Genomic DNA, 19,826 nt, shown 5'->3' with positions numbered 1-19,826 from the left:
GCCCTTCCTGCCCACGAGATCCCTCCCGACCCCGAGGTCACCGACGATGAAGTCCGCAGACCAGCTCTTCCGGCCGGTCAAGTTCGCCCAACTCCCGTCAGCCGTGAAGGAGTTCCTGGAGTCAGCGGAGGCCGACGGGGCTCCCGGGCCGGCGGCGGTGCCCGTCCCGGTCGAGGGCCGGGACGACCTGGCGCAGAGCATCGAGCTCGCCGCCCGGCTGTACACCGCACTCGACCGGCCGCGCCCACTGGACCACGGCGTCCTCCTCGGCGCGGAACGACTCCCCGACGGTGTCGCCGACCTGGCCCGCCCGCTGGCCCGCGAGTGGCTGACCGAGGAGCAACTCGCCGACGCCCCGGCCTTCCTGCGCGACCACCACGGCACCCTGCTGCTGGTCGGCTGCTACGACCGGCTCACCCTCGACCCGGTGCGCTCGCTGCTGCTCGCCACCTACCGCAGCCGCACCCACGCCCTCACCCTGCTCAGCGGGCGCGACGCCGCCTCGCTCGCCTGGAGCGTCGCCAAGCAGTACGTCCGCCCGGACGCCGGGGTGGACGGCGTCGGCCTGTTCACCGACACCGACCGACCGCCGCACCTGCCCGGCATCCAGGTCTTCGACGACCGGGACTTCGAGCGGGTCGACATCCAGTCCGCGATCCTCGCCGGCCGCTGGCGCAAGGTCGCCTTCCAGGGCCACGGCAAGGACGACAGCGTCAACCTGGGCGAGTTCACCATCTGCGGCCTCAACCCGGCCGCCCCCGCGCGCCCCGGACTGCTCGGCCCGCGCTGCGCCTACGGGCTGCCCTGCTACAAGCCCGAGGACAAGCTCGTCCCGCTGCACCGGGTGCCCGCCGTCGAGGTGGTGCTCAGCGCCTGCAACAGCGGGCCGCTGGCCGACCTCGCGCTGTACGACCCCAAGTACCAGCTGCTGCTGAACGCCCTGGACGGGCCCGCCCGTACGGTCGTCGCGGCCGTCTCGGTGCACGACTCGGACCGGCCGGAGAACGTCGCCTGGATGCGCTCCGCGCTGGCCGGCGGCGACACCGTGGACACCCTGAACGCCAGCCTGGCCGGCTCCCACCCGTACCCGGCCTTCCTGCGCTTCGGTCTGCCGGACTCGACCCCGACCGCGCAGCCCGTCTTCGCCGACCACCGGCCGGCCCCCCTGCTGCTCACCGTCGGCCGCCGGCTGACCGCCCTGCTCGGCTCCGAACTCCTGCCGCACAACCACGCCTTGCGACCCCGGCTGACCAAGCTGGCCCGCAAGGTGGACCTCTGGGTGGCCCGCCCCACCCATCTGGCCGACCAGTCCGCCGACGAGGTCCGCGCCTCGCTCACCGCCGACCTCCAGTCACTCGACCACGTGATCGCCGGGCAGGTCGCGGCGAACCCCGAGGACGAGCTGATGAACTACCCGGCGCACTTCGGCGACCGCAGCTCGCTCGACCCCGAGGTCCGCGAGGTGACCTGCCACTGCGGGCGACCCGCTCAGGAGTTCACCCGGCGCGGCCTGCTGCCCAACGTGCTCGACACCGTCTGCGCGGTCTGCATGCGCTGCGGGGACGTCACCTTCCGGCTACCGGAGGCGCCCGCCCTGCTGGCGTACAGCGCCGACGAGGTCCGCCAGGGCGGTGTCCTGGAGGTGCGCGCCTCGCTCTCGCCCGCCCGCAGCGGTCCGGTGCGGCTCGGCCTGTTCGTGCCCGGCTATCTGCGCGAGGACGCCACCGTCGAGCCGGAGTCGGCGAAGGTCCGCGCCGTCGCCGGACAGCCGCAGGATGTGCGTTTCCGAGTCCGCTTCGACCCTGCCACCGCCCCGCAGGCGTACTACTTCACCGTCTTCGCCGTCCAGGACCTCGCCGTCTCCACGGCCCGGCGCCACTTCGGCGTCCTGCCCGGCTGAACCCCAGCGCCCCCGCACCCCCGACCGGAGGACACCCCCGTGACCACCACGCCCAGCACCGAGCCCGAGATCCGACTCATCGAGCAGAACGGCGAGGTGACCCTCAGCATCGGCGGCGAGCAGGCCATGCAGGCCTGGGAGCGGGACCTGATGTGGGCCAGCGCCGACCTGCTGTGCGAGTACGGCCAGGACTTCTACGAGGTGGGCCTGGGCCTCGGCCTGTCCGCCCTGCGGATCGCCGGGAACCCGGCCACCCGCAGCCACACCGTGCTCGAACTGTTCGACGAGGTCGAGGAGTTGTTCCGAGCCCAGCACCCACAGCCGCCCGCCAACCTGGCCGTCGAGCGCGGCGACTTCTTCCAGCGGATCTTCGAGCTGCCCGCGGAGAGCATCGACGGCATGTTCTTCGACCCGGCCCTGGACATGGAGGTGTGGACCGACACCGAGCTCTGGGCCCGGACCATGCCCGAGGTGGTCCGGGTCTTGCGCCCGGGCGGCGTCTTCATCCCCTTCTTCAGCACCAGGCCCGAGCTGCGCTGGCAGTACACCCCGCACTTCCGCCGCATCCGGGTCGAGCGCCACCCGTACACGGCCTACGACACCACCGAGTACACCTATGGCACCAGCGGCGATGCCTACATCCAGTGCTTCCTGAAGGACTGACCGCCATGACCGAGCACACCCACGCCCCACCCCGGTCCCTCTTCCTGGCAGGCCCGTTCATCCAGCTGCTCGACCCGGCGACCGGCGAGATGCCGGCCGCCGCCCGGGCGCCCTTCGACCTGCTGATCAAGCACTTCGAGGCCCAGGGCACCGCCGTACACAACGCCCACCGCCGGGAGGCCTGGGGCGCCGAACTGATGCGGCCCGAGCAGTGCACCAAGCTCGACCAGGACGAGATCCGCAAGGCCGAGCTGTTCGTCGCCCTGCCCGGCTCGCCGGCCTCACCCGGCACCCACATCGAGATCGGCTGGGCCAGCGCCTTCGGCAAGCCGATCGTGCTGCTGCTGGAACGCGGCCGGGAGTACACCTTCCTGGTCCAGGGCCTGCACACGGTCGCGACCGTCGAGGACGTGGTCTACACCGACCTCGCCACCGCACTGCCCGCCGTCGACCGCGCGGTCCAGCGGGTGCTGGCCCGACACCTCACCTGATTCCCGCACCACCGACAGGAGTTCACAGCGTGCGACGCCCCCTCATCCTGTTCGCCGTCCTCGCCGTGCTCCTGTCGGTGGCCGCCGCCCCGCCCGGCCGCGCCCCCGCCGACCCGACGCGCACCCCCGACACACCCGCCTACACCGCCGAGCTGCGCAGCGACGCCACCGGCGCGCACTGGCGCGGCCACGAGCGGATCACCTTCGCCAATGCCTCGCCCGAACCGCTGCGTGAGGTGTACCTGCGACTCTGGGACAACTTTCGCGGCGGCTGCGCCTCCCCGTCCGTCCAGGTGACCGGCCTGGACGGCACCTCCGAGGTCGCCTGCACCGCACTGCGCGTCCCACTGCCCCGCCCGCTGGCCCAAGGCGCCTCCGGAACCGTCGAGTTCGACCTCGCCATCGACGTCCCGGACGGCATCGACCGCTTCGGCCGCGACGGCGCCTTCAGCTTCGTCGGCAACGCCCTGCCCGTCCTCGCCGTCCACGACGGGGCGGGCTGGCACCTCGACCCGTACTCCGAGCTCGGGGAGTCCTTCTACGCCCTCACCTCCGACTTCGCCGTCACCCTCGACCACCCCGCCGACCTGTCGGTCCCCGCTACCGGCACCGCCGTCGACACCCCCGGCGAGCCGGGCCGTACGGTCACCCGGGCGGCCGCCAAGCGCGTACGCGAGTTCGCCTGGGCGGCCGGGCCGTTCAGGCGGATCGCGGGCCAGTCCGGCGACGGCGTCCGGATCGCCGTCTACTCGGCCGCCGGCGTCAGCGCCGAGGACGCCCGCGCGATGCTCGACCTGTCGCTGCGGACCATCGACGCGCACTCCGCGAACTACGGCACCTACCCGTACGGCGACCTGGCCCTGGTGCTCGACAACGCCTTCCCGTTCGGCGGTATGGAGTATCCGGCCTTCGTCCTCGCCCGGGTCAGGCCCTCCGCCGTGATCCACGAGTTGGCGCACCAGTGGTGGTACGGCATCGTCGGCGACGACCAGTACCACGCGCCCTGGCTGGACGAGTCCTTCGCCGAGTACGCCATGGACCTCGCCCTCAACGACATGGGCGAGGGCTGCACCGCCACCACGCCCTGGAAGGCCGCGGCCGAACGCCTCACCAATCCGATGAGCTACTGGGACACCCACCCCGACCGCTACGAGGCCGTCATCTACGACCACGGCTCCTGCGCCCTGCACGAACTGCGCCGCCTGATCGGCCCGGACACCATGTCCGCCCTTCTGCGCGACTACGCCCACGCGCACTGGAACGGCGTCTCCACCACCGCCGAGTTCAAGGCCGCCGCCCAGGCCGCCACCCGCGTCGACCTGGGTCCCTTCTGGCGCGAGCACCGCATCGACTAGGGCCCTGCCTCCCGGGCGTTGTCGCGGGCCCGGCAGGAGCCCGAGCGGCAGGCCCTGAGCCTCCGCCGGCTCCGTTAATCGGTGGCCCGGCCCGCCCGCGCGCTCCTACAGTGTCCGACGGATCAAGGACGTTCAGGGAGCCGGACATGCGAGTGCACTACCCCCGGACGCCGCATCTCCCCTGGTCACCGGGGGCGACGGCGGACGACGTACGGGCTGGGGACCTCTCCGGCCTGGCCGGGGCGGAGGTCGTCGTCACCGAGAAGCTCGACGGCGAGAACACCACCCTCTATCCCGACGGCTCGCACGCCCGCTCGCTGGACTCCGCGCACCACCCCTCCCGGGCCTGGGTCAAGGGCCTGCAGAGCCGGATCGGCGCCAGGATCCCGGACGGCTGGCGGATCTGCGGAGAGAACCTGTTCGCCCGGCACTCCATCCCGTACACCGACCTGGACAGCTGGTTCTACGGCTTCTCCGTCTGGACCGACCAGGACCACTGCCTGGACTGGGACGACACCGTCCGCTTCCTGCGCCACCTCGGCGTCCCCGCACCCCGGGTGCTGTGGCGCGGCCGCTACGACGAACGCGCGCTGCGCGCCCTGCGGTTGGACCTCGACCGGCAGGAGGGGTACGTCGTCCGAACCGTCCAGGGCTTCCCCCGGGCCGAGTTCGGCGAGCGGATCGCCAAGTGGGTCCGCCCGCAGCACGTGCGCACCGACACCCACTGGATGCACGCCGCCGTGGTGGAGAACGGGCTCGGGCCGAACGCCGCGCTGTGGTCGGTGCGTTCGGGCCAGCCGCCCGAACTCCCGCTGCTGGCCGAGGCCCTGGGACTGCCCGAACCGAGCTGCCCGCCGGAGGAGTCGGCGGAGGTCTCCGCCCGGCTGGACGAACTCGGCCGCACCGGGGACGCCCGGCTGGCCGGCGTGCTCGCCACCGCACTGCGCACCGCCCGCCGGGAGCAGCTGGCACCGCGGCTCGCCGGGCGGCTCGGCCTGCCGCTGGCCCGGCGGGTCGCCGACCTGGTCGGGCTGCACCCCCGGCTGCAGCAGCCGTACCCGGACGAGGACCGCCGCGCCGGGCTCGTCCGGCTCTCCTGCGCCGCCGACCTCGGCGTACTGCATGCGGTGGCCGCGACCGCCGCCCCCGGCCAGGCCGAGCGCGAGCAGGTGGCCTGGTCCGCCCTGCACGCCGAGGACGCCGGACTGCTCGGCCCCGACCCGCTCGGCCGGCTGCGCACCGGCCTGCGCGAGGCGCTCGCCGACCTCGACCGCGACGCCGCCGACCGCTGCTGGGCGCAGGCCCGCGAGGCCTACGCGCTCGGCCGGATCTCCACCGTCGAGGAAGCGGTCGCCGCCTCCTGGCGCTGGCGGGACGGCCGCTTCCCCCGACTGGTCCAGCTGAGCGGCCCGGCCGGCAGCGGCAAGAGCACCTTCGCCGCCACACTGCCCGGGGCCGCCACCCGGATCAGCCTGGACGACCTGCGCGCCGCCCGCGGCTCGCGCGCCGACCAGCGCGACAACCCCGAGGTGCTGCGCGAGGCCCTGGACCGGCTGGACGACGCTCTCGCCGACCCGGCCGCCACCGTGGTCTGGGACGCCACCTCGCTCAACCGCCACCAGCGCTCCCACGTCCACGCCATCGCGCAGCGTCGCGACGCCCTGGTCACCCAGGTGGTGCTGCCGGTCGGCGAGGAGGAGCTGCTGCGCCGCAACGCCGTCCGGCTGCACCCGGTACCGCCCGAGGTGCTCACGGCCCAGCTGCACCGCTACAGCCCGCCCTACCCCGGCCAGGCCCACCGCACCTGGTACGTCGGCCCGGGTGGCACCGTGGAGGACACGGCGGGCACGCTCCACACGCCCGACACGCCCGACTCGCTCGGCCCCGAGGAGGACTGATGCGCCCCATCGAACAGGTCTGCCAGCGCATCCGCTGGGACGCCCGCTTCGACCCGGCCCGGTTCACCCTGGGTGTGCGCCAGCGCGACGACCGCACCAAGCGCGTCCCGCTGGAGGCCTTCGCCGCCTCCGGCGAGATCCCCTGGCACCGGGTGCACTGGGTCGAGGCCGACGGTGTGCGGGTCTGGGACCGCGCCACCGGCGTGGACATCCTCGACACCACCGGGGCCGGACACCGGACCGAGCCGCGCCGACTGCCCGCCCCCTTCTTCACCGCCACCGCGCCGCACGTCTGGCGGCCGGAGGGCGGCTGGCAGCCCGGCGGCGATGCCGGCGCTGACGCCCCCACTGCCGCCACGGACAGCCTGCGCGTCGTCACCTGGAACACCCTGTGGGACCGCTACGACGCCGACCGGATCGACACCGCCCGCCGCCGGCCGCTGCTGCTCGCCGCGCTGGAGGCCGCCGACGCCGACGTCATCGCGCTGCAGGAGGTCGAACCCGCCCTGGTGGCCCTGCTGTTGGCCGCGCCCTGGGTCCGCGACGGTTACACGCTGGGCACCGACCCGGCCAGCCCTGACGTGGCCGACCACGGGCTGCTGCTGCTCAGCCGCCTCCCGGCGCTGGAGGCCGGACGGCACCAGCTCGGCCCGCACAAGGCCGCCATCGCCGTCACCGTCCGGACCGCCGATGTGCCGCTGACCGTCGCCGCCGTCCACCTGACCAGCGACCACTCGACGGACGGCCCGGCCCGACGGCAGGCCGAGCTCGCCGAGCTGGCCGAGGGATTGGGCGGGGTGGAGGGCGAGCTGCTGGTGCTCGGGGACTTCAACGACGGCCGTTCCGGCCCGGCCGGCCCGGCCGCCGCCCTCGGGCTGCGGGACGCCTGGTCCCAGGTGCACGGCCCGGCCGACGACACCCCCACCTTCGACCCGACCGCCAACCCGCTCGCCGCCGTCTCCTCGCTCACCGGCCGCGCCGGCCGCCTCGACCGCGTGCTACTCCGCTCCGACCGCGCCCGCGCCACCGCGGCCGCCCTTCTCGGCGACCGGCCGACGGAGGACGGGCTCCACCCCTCCGACCATTACGGCGTGGCCGTGGACCTCGCCCTCGGCGGCGGCTCCACCGCGGAGACGCTCGACGCCGCACCGACCGCACGCACCGCCGTCGCCTGGCTGCCGCCCGAGGAACTGTGGCCGCCGATCCAGCGGCTGCGCGCCGCGTACGACCCCCAGCTGCGGCGCTGGCCCCCACACGTCAACCTGCTGTTCGGTTTCGTCCCGGAGTCCGAGTTCGACCGCGCCCTGCCGCTGCTCGGCGCGGCCGCCGCCGAGGTCGCGCCGTTCACCGCCCGCCTCGACGGCGTGCACACGTTCGGCCACCGCGAGGACGCCACCGTCTGGCTGGACCCGGCCGCCGCCTCCCCCGAGCCCTGGGCGGCTCTGCGGCACGCCCTCGAACGGCGCTTCCCCCGCTGCCGGGGCCGCGCCGAGGGCTACACCCCGCACCTGTCCCTCGGACGCAGCACGGACCCGCAGCGGGTGGCCGCCGACTGCGCGGCCCGGCTCAGCGGGGTCTCGGCCCGGGTGGGCGAGCTGGTGGTGCTCTCCCGGCGGGGCGGCGAGCCGATGCGGACCCGGGCGGTGGTCTCGCTGGGAACAGGCGAGGTGCGGGTGCCGCCGGAGGAGCCGGTGGTCTCGCTGCGGCCTGAACCCGCTGAACAGACCGCTGCCGCCGTCGAGTTGGCCTCGCGGATCGCTTCGTCGCTGCCCGAGGGGGTGGTCCACACCGTCGGCTCGCGGCGGTTGGGCTGCCAGTTGGACGGCGGCGACCTTGACCTGGTGGTGGCCCTGCCCGGCCCGGCCGACCTGGCCGGCGTCCGCGCCCGGGTGTCGGCCGCACTGCCGCAGGCGCGGCAGGTACGCGAGGTGCGCGGCGCCCGGGTGCCGGGGCTGCGACTGGAGGCGGGCGGGCTCGCCGTCGACCTGGTCGTGGTCTTCACCGGTTCGCTCGACCCCGCCCGAGCCGTCGCCCGGCGGGCCGAGTTGGGCGAAGCGGCGGCGATCGCGCTGAGCGCCGTCACGGACGCCGAGGCGATCCTGACGGCGGTCGGTGGGCGGCACCGGCACTTCGTCCGGCTGGCCCGGGAAGTCAAGACCTGGGCGCGGGCGCACGGCCTAGACTCCGCGCCGTTCGGCCAACTGCCCTCGCTGGCCTGGTCGGTACTGGCCGCGCGGACCGTCCTGGATGCGCACGACACCGCCGCGGGAGACCTGTTCCAGCGCTTCGCCGAGACCTGGGCGTCCCGCGACTGGCGCCAACCCGTCGGCCTGGCCGCCGACTCGACCGACCGCCCCGACGCACCCCTGACCGTGCTCACCCCCTCCGCCCCGGTCCGCAGCTGCACCACCCAGGTCAGCTCCGACACCCGCGACCTGCTCACCGAGGAGCTCTACCGCGCCTGGGAGCTCACCACCGAGCGTGCCGACCCCTGGCCCGCCCTGCTCTCCCCGCCCCCACTGCACCGCCGCCACGCCGCCTGGGCCGTCGTCACCACCGGCGAGGAGTCCCTGGGCGCCGTCCGCGGCCGGCTCCGGGCCCTCCTCGCCGCCCTGGAGGAAGCCGGTGCCACCCGCCTCCACGCCTGGCCCCATCCCTATCGCACCCGCGACGGCCGCGCCCACCTCCCCATCGGCCTCGGCCCCGCCCCCCTGACCCGCGCCCAGCTCGCCCCGATCACCACCGCCTGGGCCCGAGGCCTCGCGGGCGTCCAGGTGGACTACGTCGAGGGCGGCGCGGTCCCGACGGTTTAGCACGAGTTCCCGGCCCGGCTGGTCGCGCCGCCGTCTCAGCCGACACCAGGAGGTCATTTGACGGTTCGTCATGTGAGGAGGTTGTGAGCGGTCGCGGTGGATCGGGCGGCCCGAATGCCGGATGATCGGCCCACGGGGACCGGGCCGGTACCCGGCGGATACCGAACAGAGGGGCTGCGAAGATGGAGACGGCGCGCACACTCGTCCTGGTGGCGGCCACCCTGACCTGCGGACTGACCGCCGGACTGTTCTACGCGTACGCGTGCTCGGTGATGCCCGCGCTCGCCCGGGTCGATGACCGGACGTTCATCGAGGTCATGCAGCGCGTCAACGTGGCGATCCTGAACGGCTGGTTCGTGCTCGGCTTCGTCGGCACCCTGCTCACCACGGCGGCCGCGGTGGCCCTGCACCTGCCCTCGGACGGCCATGACGTGCTGCCCGCGACGGTGGCCGCCCTGGTGCTGTACGCGGCGGCGATCGGGGTCACCCGTTCGGTCAACATCCCGCTGAACGACGAGTTGGCGGCCGCCGGAACACCGCGGGCGATCGCCGACCCGGCGGCGGTCCGCGGGCGTTTCGAGGTGCGATGGGTGCGCTTCAACGTGCTGCGCGCCCTGCTGTGCACCGCCGCGCTCGGGTGCCTCGCCTGGGCGCTGATCCTCAACGGGCGGAGCTGACGGTCCCGCGACCAAGGGTCGGCCACCGGGCCGGCCCTTGCGCGTCTGCGCCTGCCCGGTCAGCCGAAGGTCCCCTGGTCAGGGCGGGATCGCCCGGTCAGCACAGGATCCCGAAGCTGTACCCGCGCGCCTTGAGGGTGGACAGGATCGTCGGCAGCGCGGCTGCGGTCTGGCTGCGGTCGCCGCCGCCGTCGTGCAGCAGGATCACCGAACCCGAACGGACGTTGTTCAGCACCCGCGACTGGATCGCGCCCGTCCCCGGTCGGGACCAGTCCGCCGGGTCGACCGACCAGAGCACCACCTGCTTGCCCAGCCCCGCCGCCCGGGAGCGCACCGTGCCGTTGACCGCGCCGTACGGCGGGCGCAGGCACTTGGGGGCGCGGCCGGTCTGGGCGCGGATGGCCTGATCGGTCCTGCTCACCTGGGCGTTGAAGGAGGTCGCGGAGAGCCGGCGCAGGTCCGGGTGCGACCAGGAGTGGTTCTGCACGCTGTGCCCCTGGCGGGCGACCTGCTTGGTCAGCGAGGGATGGGCCGCAACGTTCTCACCGATCTCGAAGAAGGTGGCGTGCACCCCGTAGCGGTCGAGGATCGACAGGATCCGCGGCGTGTAGGCGGGGCTGGGGCCGTCGTCGAAGGTCAGGTACACGACCTTGCCCCCGGCCGCCTCCGCCGGTGCGGCCGGCACCCCGACCACCACTCCCGCCACCAGCGCGACGGCGAGCGCGCCGATCGCGGTGCGGATCCGTCCAACTGCCCTGCGCCTGCCGGGTCGTACGGCCATGCCTACCCCTTGCGGTCGGAACTCCCGTGCACGGACCAGTCTGCGCCCGAGCGCCACGCCCCCGCGACCCACCTGGGGACGAAAAGGGATGAAATCGGCCAGCCGAGCGGCGGGTTGACTTGTTCGACGATCGCCCCGCGCGTGGAAGGGCACGACCGAGCGCCCCCGGCGGAATCCACCGAGGGCGACTTCGCCCTGCCCTCCAGCGGTCCCTGAGCGCCGACGGACGGGCGCGGGCCGAATCGGTGTGGCGGACGGCGGCGGCGGGCGCTATGCTCCCCGGCGATGACCACTCTCGCTGATCACAGATCGGAGGGCCCGTCCGCGCAAGGTGAGTGCTGATGAACACTCACACCGCGAACGGGTACGACTCCCACCTTTCCTTCTGGCGGCGCGTACGCGAGTACGCCGTGCCGCCCTCCATGATCGAAACCGCCACCGAGCGACGCCGGGTCGGCGACTGGGCCGGGGCCTGCGCTGCGGCGAACGTCGAGGTCGAGTTCCGGCTTCGGGACGTCTCGCGCACCCACGGCCAACAGATCGCCGACCGGGTGCGGAGCGATCTGCGCCGCCTGGCACCGGACTTGCTGCGCTGGCACCTGCCGAGGACCGCCCCCGACGGGCTGCTGCGGCCGGGGCTCACCATGGCGCTGGCCCGGTACCCGGGCGAGCGGCCGGTGTCCCTGGTGGTCCGTACGCCACCCGCCTGGGCGGCGTACGGGCAGCACATCAGCCTCGCACTCTGGGACGGCTACGACGACGGCGGGCCCCGGCATCCGCACCCGCATCCCAGCCGCCGGTTCCGCTACGACCTGCACCGGCACCTGTGGGACGCGGACCGGAGCGGGGAGTTGGCGTTGCGCGCCGGGGCCGGTCCGCCGAGCTCCCAGGAGGCTGAGGGCCTCGGCACGCCTGCGCTGCGCTGCGCCGTCGACCGGTGGGCCGCCGAGGCCGAGCTACTGCTACGCGCCGACGGGCGCCCGGCCGGACCCGTCGTGGTGCGGCTGGGGCGTCGGCGGCACGTGCTGCTCAGGGCGGGCGAACCCGCTGCGGAGGCCGCCGGAAACTTCCAGGCGCTGCCGCTGCTGCCCGACGCGGCGACCTGGGCGCTGCCCGACCTCGACCTGCTGCACAGCGGCGCGATCGAGCCGGACCGGCTGCACCCACTGGTCGCGGCCGCGCTCGCGCCCGGACACCAGCCGAGCCGGACGCTCCAATTACCGCCCACGCAACGGCTGGTGGACTGTCGCGGCGCCCGGCACCGGATCGCCGTGGTCGACGGGGTGCTCACCCCGCTCGACCACGACCCGGCCCAGCTGCGCCGTGAGGAGCTGCTCGCGGCGCTGTCCGGCACCCCGCTGCCCTGCCTGCGGGCCGTCGACCAGGCGTACCGCAATCCGGCCGAACTGGCCGGTGTGCGCGAGCGGTTGGACCACGGCGACACCGCCGGGGCGCTGGCCGTGGTCGAGGACCTGCTCGGTCCCCGGGCGGTACTGCGCCCGGGCCCGCTGCGGGACGAACTGACGGCGGCCGTGAAGCGCCGGACGGCCTACGGCCTCTACCGGGCGGGCCTGACCGACCCGGGGCCCAACGGCTTCCCGTTCCGCCGGCGCCCGTGCCGACGCCGCTCCCGCCTGTACACCGCCGCGCGCTGCAACCCGCAGTGCGGCCCACACTGCAACCCGCGCACCGGCACGCGCTGAAGCCTGCCGGAACCCCTGGCCGAGCCCCTCTACTTCCGACGTCCCGAGCTTCCGACGTCCTGAGCTTCCGACTTCCCGAGGTGATCACCCATGCCCACGCACGCCCCCGCCGCCCGGCTCGACGTCGCCCGCGAGCTGCTCACCCTGCTGAACGACACCAGCACCGAGCCCCGCGCCGACATCCAACTGGAGGCCCTCACCCTGGCCGTCGCCGCCGACCTGCCCGTCCTGCTCTGGGGCGAGCCCGGAATCGGCAAGACCGCCGCCCTCAACCAGCTCGCCGAGGCCCTGGAGCTGCCGCTCACCACGGTGATCGCCAGCGTCCACGAGCCCTCGGACTTCTCCGGCCTGCCCATCGTCGGAGACGATCCGGCGCAGCAGGGCGTCCCGCTGGCCCCGCCGGACTGGGCGGTGCGCCTGGTCCGGGCCGGGCGCGGGCTGCTGTTCCTCGACGAACTGTCCACCGCGCCGCCCGCCGTCCAGGCCGCACTGCTCCGGCTGGTCCTGGAGCGGCGCATCGGCGCCCTCCAACTGCCGCCCGGCGTACGGATCGTGGCCGCCGCCAACCCGCGCTCCTCGGCGGCCGACGGGTGGGAGCTGAGCCCGCCGCTGGCCAACCGGTTCGTCCATCTGCAGTGGGTGCACGACCACGAGGTGGTGGTGCGCGGCCTCGGCGGGGTGTGGCCGGTCGCCACCCTTCCGCAGCTCGATCCGGCGCAGCTGCCGGCCGCGGTCGCCTTCGCCCGCCGCGCGGTGTGTGAACTGCTCTCCGCCCGGCCGGAGTTGGTGCACCGACTGCCCACCACCGAGACCCGGCGCGGCGGGGCCTGGCCGTCCCCGCGCAGCTGGGACATGACGCTGCGGCTGATCGCCTTCGCCACCGCGGCCGGCTCCTCCCGAGAGGTGCTGTCGCTGCTGGTGCGGGGAACCGTCGGGGACGGTCCGGGGCTGGAGCTGATGGCGAGCATGGAGCGGATGGACCTGCCGGACCCGGAGAAGCTGCTCGCCGACCCGGCGGACGCGGTGTTGCCCGAGCGCGGGGACCTGCGCCAGGTGGTGCTGGACGGGGTGGTGGCCGCGGTACGCAACCGGCCGGAGCGGGCGAGGTGGGACTCGGCCTGGGCGCTGCTGGTGCGGGCGATGGAGACCGGCGCGCCGGATGTACTGGTCGTCCCGGCCACCACGCTGGCCTCGCTGCGTCGGGAGGACTGGGAGGTACCGGAGTCGATCGAGCACCTGGCCTCGGCGGTGGCCGTGTCCCGGCGGGCCGACCGCGCCGCCGCCCGGGCCGACGCGAAGACCCGCCGATGAGCGCGGGCATGACGCCGCTGGACGTCGGCGGGCGCATCAGGCCGAAGGTCGCCAGGCCGGCCCCCACACCCCTGGACGCCGGCTGGCAGATCAAGCCGCAGGCCAGCCGGCTGGACCTCGACAAGCTGTACGCCGCCCGACTGCAGGCCGTCCGGGCCCGCCCCTACCTGGCGACCGCGCTGTTCGCCCTGCACCTGGTGGAGTCCCGGCAGGTACCGACGATGGCCGTGGACCGCTACTGGCGCTGCTACGCCTCGCCGGCCTTCGTCGAGCGCACCCCGGTGGAGGACCTGGCCTCGGTGTGGGTGCACGAGGTGTCGCACCTGCTGCGCGACCATCACGGGCGCAGCGACCGGCTGGCCCACGACCTCGGGCTGAAGGGCCGGGACGACCGGCTGCGGATGAACATCGCCGCCGACTGCGAGATCAACGACGACGCGTACGGGGACGGGCTGGTCACCCCCGTGGGCGCCCTGACGCCCAGGCGCCTCCACCTGCCGGAGGGGCAGCTGATGGAGGACTACCTCCGCGGCTTCGGCTTCGACCTGCGCAAACCGGGGCTGGCCTGGCTGGACTGCGGCAGCGGCGCCGACGGCGTGGACCGCCCCTGGGAGCTGGGGCCGGACGGCGCCGACGGGCTGACCCCGCAGGAGCGGGACGCCGTCCGCTTCCGGGTCGCCGAGGGCATCCGGGCCCGCCCCGGCGACACGCCGGCGAGTTGGCGGCGCTGGGCCGAGGAGGCGTTCCACCCGCCGCAGCCCTGGCGCCAGCTGCTGGGCGCGGCGATGCGCTCGGCGGTCTCCGGGCCCGGCTCGGGCGGGGACTACAGCTACGGCCGGCCCGCCCGCCGCTCGACCGCCCTGCCGGGCGCGGTGCTGCCGAGCCTGCGGCGGCGCCCGCCGCGCGTCTCGGTGGTGATCGACACCTCGGGGTCGGTCTCCGACGACGAGCTGGGCAGCGCGCTGCTGGAGGTCGCGGCGATCGGCCGGGCGGTCGGCGGCCGTCACGACCAGGTCACCGTCCTGTCCTGTGACGCGGCCGCGCAGACCGTCCAGCCGATCTGTCAGGCGGCGGGCATCTCCCTGATCGGCGGCGGGGGCACCGATCTGCGCACGGGCTTCGCCGCGGCGCTGCGGACCCGGCCGCAGCCGGACGTGGTGGTGGTGCTGACGGACGGGCAGACTCCCTGGCCCGAGGTCGCGCCGTCCTGTCGTACGGTGGTCGGCCTGTTCCGCAGGCCGGTGCGGTACAACGAGGCCAACCCCGACTACCGGCCGGACGCGCCACCCGCGTGGGCGCGGGTGGTGACCATCGGCTGAGGCGGTCGGGTGGGCTCCCGGCCGACGCGACCGGGTCGGCCGAAGCGGCGGACCGGGCGCCCGACGAGCACGCACGGTTCGCCCGCTACCGCCGGGCGCTCGCGGAGGTGGCACCGGAGGACGCGGCCGGGCCGGCGGCACGGGTGCTCGCCGATCCCGATCGGGCTGCGGCAGCCGGGCGGAGGAGTCCGGTGCCGGACTCCTCCGCCGCATGCGCCGGCCTCAGCCGACCATGGCCGCCAGGACGGTTCGCCAGTCCTCCCCCGGTTCCGGCCGCAGCGCGGCCGCGAGGGTCTCCGCCCGGTAGTGCCAGGGGCGGCGCAGCTCCGGGTCGGCGTCGGGGCGCTGGTCCAGCGTGCTCTCCGAGCCGAGCAGCCGGATCAGCTCGGCGGTGAACTCCGCCCAGGAGACGTGCCCGCTGATCGCGTTCACGACGCGTCCGGCGGCGGGGTGGTCGGGCACCGCGCAGGCGGCGAGGGCGCGGGCGAGGGCCGCCGAGTGCACCCAGGCGGCGCCGTTCCAGGCGTCGCGCCCGCCGGGGGCTGGGGCGGGCAGGGAGATGGGCCGGCCGGCCAGCGCGGCCTGGTACAGCTCGCCGGTGGAGCCCCAGCGGAGCTGGTCGCGCAGCCGCTGCTGCGGGCCCCAGACGATCGGGGCGCGCACGGCGGTGACCGGGCCGCGGCCGCCCACCTCGGCGGCCTCGAAGAGCAGCTGTTCGCAGTCCAGCTTCGCCTGCCCGTAGGCGGTGACCGGCGCGCCGCTCGGACCGCCCTCGGCGACGTCCGCGCCGGTTGGCCGTCCGTAGGCGTCGATGCTGCTGACGAACACGAACGGCCCGCCGGACCAGCCGTCCAGCAGGGCGCGCATGGCGGCGACGTCGGTGGCGTGCTCGGTGAAGGTGCAGGCGGAGTGGATGACCGCGTCCACGCCCTTGACCGCGCGGTGGAGGCTGTCCAGGTCGGCCAGGTCGCCTTCGGCGATCTCGGCGCCGTGCAGGGTCGGCAGGTGCGCGGACTCCGGTCGGACCAGGACCCGCACCGGGCGGCCCTGGGCCATCAGCTCCTGCAGTACGGCCGCGCCGACGCCACCGGTGGCACCGGTGAGCAACACGGTCCCGGTGCGGGACTCGGTGCGGGGGTGGGCGCCGGTCCGGGCGAGGGCGGCACGGCGCTCGTCCGCGCGGGTGGCGAGCAGCCCGGCGAGGGCGCGCGGGGTGCGCTGTTCCAGGATGTCGAGACCGGTGAGCGGCAGCCCGACGCGGGTGCGCAGGCGTTCGGCGAGCTGGACGGCGACCAGCGAGTGGCCGCCGAGGGCGAAGAAGTCGCCGTCGGCGGGCGGGACGCTGCCGAGCAGTTCACCGAAGGCGGTGCGGACCAGGTCGAGTGGGCCGGGTCGCGCGGAGGCGCCGGCCGGGGCGGCACCGGGCAGTCGGCCTCGGTCGACGGCGCCGTCCACGGCACGCGGGATCCGGTCCAACAGGGTGATCGCGAGCGGGAGTTCGGCAGCAGCGAGGCTGCGTCGCAGGACCGAACGCAGGTCGCTGCCGCTGGGGGTGACCGGGCCGCGCACCACGGCGTAGGCGAGCGGCGGACCGCCGGCGGCCTCGACCACCGCCGCCTCGGCCACCCTCGGGTCGGCCAACAGCGCGTCCACCAGCGGGTGTTGGGTGGCGACCAGACGGCTTCCGGGCAGCTCCGCCAGCGGCCGGTCGGCGTCCGAGGCCACCGCGCCGAGCACGGCGGCGAAGGCGTCGAGCAACCGCGCGGCGGTGGCCTCGTCCAGCGCGTCCCGGTCGTGCTGGACCAGGCAGCGCGGCTGCGGCCCGTCCTCCAGCAGCAGGGCGAGGCCGAACTTGGCCAGCCCGAGGTCGAGTTCGATGTTCTCGACGTCCAGCCCGGGAAGTTCCAGCGGCGTGACGGGCTGGACCAGGTCGCAGCTGACCGACAGCAGCGGGGTGCCGTCCGCGCCGCGCGAGGCCGCGCCGAGCCGCTCGACCACCAGGTCGAAGGGCACCTGGTGGTGGTGCTGCGCATCGAGCAGCGCGCCACGTACCAGGGCCAGCGCCTCGCTGAAGGTCTGCTCCCCGGCCAGCTCGGCCCGCACCGCGAGAGTGTTGACGCCGAGGCCGACGGTCCGGCGCAGCTCGGGCCGGGCCCGATGGCCGCTGGCGCAGCCCAGGGTGAGGTCGTTCTGGCCGGAGGCGGTGCGCAGGGTGGCGAAGGCGGCGGCGAGCACGACGGCGAACAGCGTCGCGCCGTGCCGGGTGCCGAGCTGCCGCAGGCCCTCGACGGTGGCGGGGTCGAGCGGTGCGGCGTGCAGGGCGGCACGGCGTTCGCGGGTGCCGGGCGGGACGGGCCGCAGCAGCGGCAGCGGCCGGGCCCCGGCCAGGTGGGCGGCGCGGGCGTCGGCGGCGGCGGTGAGTTCGGCGTCGCGTGCGCGCTCCTGGCGGGCGTACTCGGCGTACGGCATGCCCGGCGCCGGGAGCCCCGGCTCGACGCCGTCACGGGCCGCGGTGTAGAGCGCGGCAAGGTCGGCCGCGAGCACCGGGAGCGATCCGCCGTCCACCGCGATGTGATGGATCGTCAGCAGCAGGGTGTGGTCCTCGGGACCGTGCCGGAGCAGCAGTGCGCGCAGCATCGGGCCGGTGGCCAGGTCGAACGGCCGGGCGGCCTCGACGGCGAGCCGGTCCGTGCCGTCGGCGTCCACGATCGGCAGCGGCACCGGGGCGGCCGGTTCGATCCGCTGGTACGGCTGGTCGCCCCGGCGGGGGTAGCGGGTACGCAGCACGGCGTGCCGCTCGGTGAGGGCGGTGAGCGCGGCGGCCAGGGCTGCCGGGTCGAGCGGGCCGCGCAGTCGGGCGGCGAGCGGGACGTTGTAGAGGGCGCCGCCCTGGCCGAGGTGGTCCATCAGCCACATCCGCTGCTGGGCGTGGGAGAGCGGGGCCGGGCCGGCCGGGCTCTCCGGGGCTGCCGCCGGGCGGCCGGGCGCGGTGGCGGCGCGGCGGTTGCGGGCGCGGCGCAACAGGTCGCTCTGGTCGGTGGTGCTCATCGGTCGGCTCCGGGGGTGTCGTCGGCGGCCCGCAGGGCGCGCTCCAGCAGTTCGGCCTGCGCCGCCACGGTGGGGTGGTCGAGGAAGTCGGCGAGGGAGAGTTCGACGCCGAGGTCCTCGCGCAGGTCGTCGACGATCCACATGGCGAGCAGCGAGTGGCCGCCCTCGGCGAGGAAGTCGGCGGCCGGGTCGGCGATCCGGCGCTCCAGGGCGCGACTCCAGGCCTCGGCGACGGCCTGCTGAATCGGGGTGAGCGCGGCCTCGGCCGGGCCGGAGGCGGCGGCCGGGTCGGGGGCGGTGGCGAGCGCCCGCCGGTCGACCTTGCCGCTGCCGGTGAGCGGCAGCACGTCGAGGACCGTCCAGGCGGTGGGCACCAGGTGGGCGGGCAGCCGCTCGGCGAGCCGGGTGCGCAGGGTCTCGACGCCCGGTCGGGCGCCCTCGGCGAGGACCAGGCAGGCGGTGAGCGCGGCGTCGGGCTGCCCGGCGCGGCGTACCACCACGGCCGCCTCGGCGACCTCGGGGAGCTGCAGCAGCGCGTGCTCGACCTCACCGGGTTCGATCCGGAAGCCCCGGACCTTGACCTGGTCGTCGGTGCGTCCGTGGAACTCCAGGACACCGTCCGGCCGTTGGCGCACCAGGTCACCGCTGCGGTAGGCGCGGCCGTGGCCCGGGAGCACGCGGAAGCGCTCAGCGGTCAGCTCGGGCCGGTTGAGGTAGCCCTGGGCGAGCCGCCCGCCGGCGATCCAGAGCTCGCCCACCGTGCCGGGCTCCACCGGCGCGAGCCGCTCGTCCAGGACGAGAACCCGGGCGTCGCCGAAGGGTCGACCGATCGGGACGGCACCGTTGTCACAGTCGGCCGGGGCGACCCGGTGCAGGGTGGTGAAGGTGGTGGCCTCGGTGGGCCCGTACCCGTTGCACAGCTCCAGCCACGGGAAGGCCCGCAGCACCGCCCCGGCGTGCTCGGCGGACATCGCCTCGCCGCCGACGACCACGGTGCGCAGCACGCCGAAGACCCGGGACTGCTTGGCGGCCAGGTGGTGGAAGAGCGCGGTGGTGAGGAGGAGGGTTGTGACGCCGAACCGCTCGACGTCGCGGACGAGTTCCTCGGTGGAGGGCCGTTCGGCAGGGGAGATCGCGACGGCGGCGCCCCGGGCGAGCGGGGCCCACAGTTCGAAGGTGGCGGCGTCGAAGGAGACGGTGGAGTGGAAGAGCACCCGGTCGCGCGGGCCGAGGGCGACCGCGTCCGGGGCGGTGACCAGGTCGGCGACGGCGCCGTGCGGGACGAGCACGCCCTTGGGGCGGCCGGTGGAGCCGGAGGTGTAGTAGAGCAGGGCGGGCGCGGCCGCCTCAGCGGCGTCCGGCACCGTCTCCGCGGTCGCCTCGGTGCCGCGCTCGGTCAGCACCAGGGCACGTTCCTCGGGCAGTCCGACCTCGGCGAGCAGCGCCTTGTCGCCGAGGACGAGGCGCACGTCCGCGTCGGCGGTCATCTCGGCGATGCGCGGGCGCGGGTAGGCCGGGTCGAGCGGGAGGACGTGGCCGCCGGCCCGCCAGACGGCGAGCTGGGCGACGGCCAGGCGGGTCGAGCGGGCGCAGAGCAGGCCGACGGCGCTGCCGGGGCCGATCCCGCGCGCGGCCAGGACGGCGGCCAACCGGCCGGAGGCGTCCAGGAGTTCACGGTAGGTGAGGAAGGTGGAGCCGTCGGTCACGGCGAGCGCGCTCGGGTGCCTCTCGGCCTGCCGGGCGATCAGAGCGGGGAGGGTGGAGACGGTGGGGAGGGTGGAGACGGTGGGGATGGTGAGCGTCATGGCTGGTTCCCTTCCGGGCGCCCCGGCGGCGAGGCCGGGGCGCCCGTGCTCAGGCGGGGTGG

Annotated in this window: 13 protein-coding genes; 10 read left to right on the top strand and 3 right to left on the bottom strand. The window is 75.2% G+C overall.

Going from position 1 to position 19,826, the window contains the following annotated elements; translation table 11 throughout:
- Positions 1 to 46 precede the first annotated feature (46 nt).
- From ACH4E7_RS10545 to ACH4E7_RS10515, 7 genes are all read left to right on the top strand, one after another.
- Positions 47 to 1,900: a hypothetical protein gene (locus ACH4E7_RS10545; protein ID WP_396248634.1), complete on the top strand. Its 1,854-nt coding sequence runs from the start codon at positions 47 to 49 to the stop codon at positions 1,898 to 1,900.
- Positions 1,901 to 1,939: 39 nt separating this feature from the next.
- Complete coding sequence (locus tag ACH4E7_RS10540) at positions 1,940 to 2,563, top strand: class I SAM-dependent methyltransferase (RefSeq protein ID WP_396248633.1); 624 nt, start codon at positions 1,940 to 1,942, stop codon at positions 2,561 to 2,563.
- 5 nt (positions 2,564 to 2,568) lie between these two features.
- Complete coding sequence (locus tag ACH4E7_RS10535) at positions 2,569 to 3,054, top strand: nucleoside 2-deoxyribosyltransferase (RefSeq protein WP_396248632.1); 486 nt, start codon at positions 2,569 to 2,571, stop codon at positions 3,052 to 3,054.
- Positions 3,055 to 3,083: 29 nt separating this feature from the next.
- Entirely contained in the window at positions 3,084 to 4,409 is a 1,326-nt protein-coding gene (locus tag ACH4E7_RS10530) for a M1 family metallopeptidase (RefSeq protein ID WP_396248631.1), read from the top strand.
- A gap of 146 nt (positions 4,410 to 4,555) precedes the next feature.
- Complete coding sequence (locus tag ACH4E7_RS10525) at positions 4,556 to 6,307, top strand: RNA ligase family protein (protein ID WP_396248630.1); 1,752 nt, start codon at positions 4,556 to 4,558, stop codon at positions 6,305 to 6,307.
- Complete coding sequence (locus ACH4E7_RS10520) at positions 6,307 to 9,120, top strand: RNA repair domain-containing protein (protein WP_396248628.1); 2,814 nt, start codon at positions 6,307 to 6,309, stop codon at positions 9,118 to 9,120. The genes ACH4E7_RS10525 and ACH4E7_RS10520 overlap by 1 nt, the downstream gene beginning before the upstream one ends.
- A 182-nt stretch (positions 9,121 to 9,302) precedes the next feature.
- Complete coding sequence (locus ACH4E7_RS10515; protein WP_396248626.1) at positions 9,303 to 9,797, top strand: DUF1772 domain-containing protein; 495 nt, start codon at positions 9,303 to 9,305, stop codon at positions 9,795 to 9,797.
- 97 nt (positions 9,798 to 9,894) lie between these two features.
- Here the strand turns inward: ACH4E7_RS10515 and ACH4E7_RS10510 are convergent, their stop codons facing one another.
- Complete coding sequence (locus ACH4E7_RS10510; protein ID WP_396248625.1) at positions 9,895 to 10,578, bottom strand: polysaccharide deacetylase family protein; 684 nt, start codon at positions 10,576 to 10,578, stop codon at positions 9,895 to 9,897.
- 341 nt (positions 10,579 to 10,919) lie between these two features.
- On the opposite strand from ACH4E7_RS10510, the gene ACH4E7_RS10505 reads away from it, so the two are divergent.
- The 3 genes from ACH4E7_RS10505 to ACH4E7_RS10495 all read left to right on the top strand — a co-directional run bounded on the left by ACH4E7_RS10505 (position 10,920) and on the right by ACH4E7_RS10495 (position 14,911).
- A complete protein-coding gene (locus ACH4E7_RS10505; protein ID WP_396248623.1) occupies positions 10,920 to 12,281 on the top strand; it encodes a hypothetical protein in 1,362 nt (453 codons plus the stop codon).
- Positions 12,282 to 12,371: 90 nt separating this feature from the next.
- Complete coding sequence (locus ACH4E7_RS10500) at positions 12,372 to 13,592, top strand: AAA family ATPase (protein ID WP_396248622.1); 1,221 nt, start codon at positions 12,372 to 12,374, stop codon at positions 13,590 to 13,592.
- Positions 13,589 to 14,911 carry a VWA-like domain-containing protein gene (locus ACH4E7_RS10495; protein WP_396248620.1) on the top strand — a complete coding sequence of 441 codons (1,323 nt, stop codon included), beginning with the start codon at positions 13,589 to 13,591 and terminating at the stop codon, positions 14,909 to 14,911. Before ACH4E7_RS10500 ends, ACH4E7_RS10495 begins: the two co-directional genes overlap by 4 nt.
- 222 nt (positions 14,912 to 15,133) lie before the next feature.
- Here the strand turns inward: ACH4E7_RS10495 and ACH4E7_RS10490 are convergent, their stop codons facing one another.
- On the bottom strand, positions 15,134 to 17,959 hold the full coding sequence (locus tag ACH4E7_RS10490) for a condensation domain-containing protein (protein ID WP_396248618.1): 2,826 nt from the start codon (positions 17,957 to 17,959) through the stop codon (positions 15,134 to 15,136).
- Positions 17,956 to 19,764, bottom strand: a complete 1,809-nt coding sequence (locus ACH4E7_RS10485) for an amino acid adenylation domain-containing protein (protein WP_396248617.1) — start codon at positions 19,762 to 19,764, stop codon at positions 17,956 to 17,958. The genes ACH4E7_RS10490 and ACH4E7_RS10485 overlap by 4 nt, the downstream gene beginning before the upstream one ends.
- Positions 19,765 to 19,826: the final 62 nt, after the last annotated feature.

Source organism: Kitasatospora sp. NPDC018058, from assembly GCF_044327205.1.
GTDB lineage: Bacteria > Actinomycetota > Actinomycetes > Streptomycetales > Streptomycetaceae > Kitasatospora.
Note: the sequence above shows the minus strand (reverse complement) of the source record. Positions and strands in the feature narration are given on the sequence as shown.

What these genes read in the sequence shown, in the direction of transcription:
- ACH4E7_RS10535 (WP_396248632.1), top strand. Translation starts at nt 2,569, where the DNA reads ATGACCGAGCACACCCACGCCCCACCCCGGTCCCTCTTCCTGGCAGGC.
- ACH4E7_RS10525 (WP_396248630.1), top strand. Translation starts at nt 4,556, where the DNA reads ATGCGAGTGCACTACCCCCGGACGCCGCATCTCCCCTGGTCACCGGGG.
- ACH4E7_RS10490 (WP_396248618.1), bottom strand. Translation starts at nt 17,959, where the DNA reads ATGAGCACCACCGACCAGAGCGACCTGTTGCGCCGCGCCCGCAACCGC.
- ACH4E7_RS10485 (WP_396248617.1), bottom strand. Translation starts at nt 19,764, where the DNA reads ATGACGCTCACCATCCCCACCGTCTCCACCCTCCCCACCGTCTCCACC.
- ACH4E7_RS10500 (WP_396248622.1), top strand. Translation starts at nt 12,372, where the DNA reads ATGCCCACGCACGCCCCCGCCGCCCGGCTCGACGTCGCCCGCGAGCTG.
- ACH4E7_RS10515 (WP_396248626.1), top strand. Translation starts at nt 9,303, where the DNA reads ATGGAGACGGCGCGCACACTCGTCCTGGTGGCGGCCACCCTGACCTGC.
- ACH4E7_RS10520 (WP_396248628.1), top strand. Translation starts at nt 6,307, where the DNA reads ATGCGCCCCATCGAACAGGTCTGCCAGCGCATCCGCTGGGACGCCCGC.
- ACH4E7_RS10495 (WP_396248620.1), top strand. Translation starts at nt 13,589, where the DNA reads ATGAGCGCGGGCATGACGCCGCTGGACGTCGGCGGGCGCATCAGGCCG.
- ACH4E7_RS10505 (WP_396248623.1), top strand. Translation starts at nt 10,920, where the DNA reads ATGAACACTCACACCGCGAACGGGTACGACTCCCACCTTTCCTTCTGG.
- ACH4E7_RS10545 (WP_396248634.1), top strand. Translation starts at nt 47, where the DNA reads ATGAAGTCCGCAGACCAGCTCTTCCGGCCGGTCAAGTTCGCCCAACTC.
- ACH4E7_RS10510 (WP_396248625.1), bottom strand. Translation starts at nt 10,578, where the DNA reads ATGGCCGTACGACCCGGCAGGCGCAGGGCAGTTGGACGGATCCGCACC.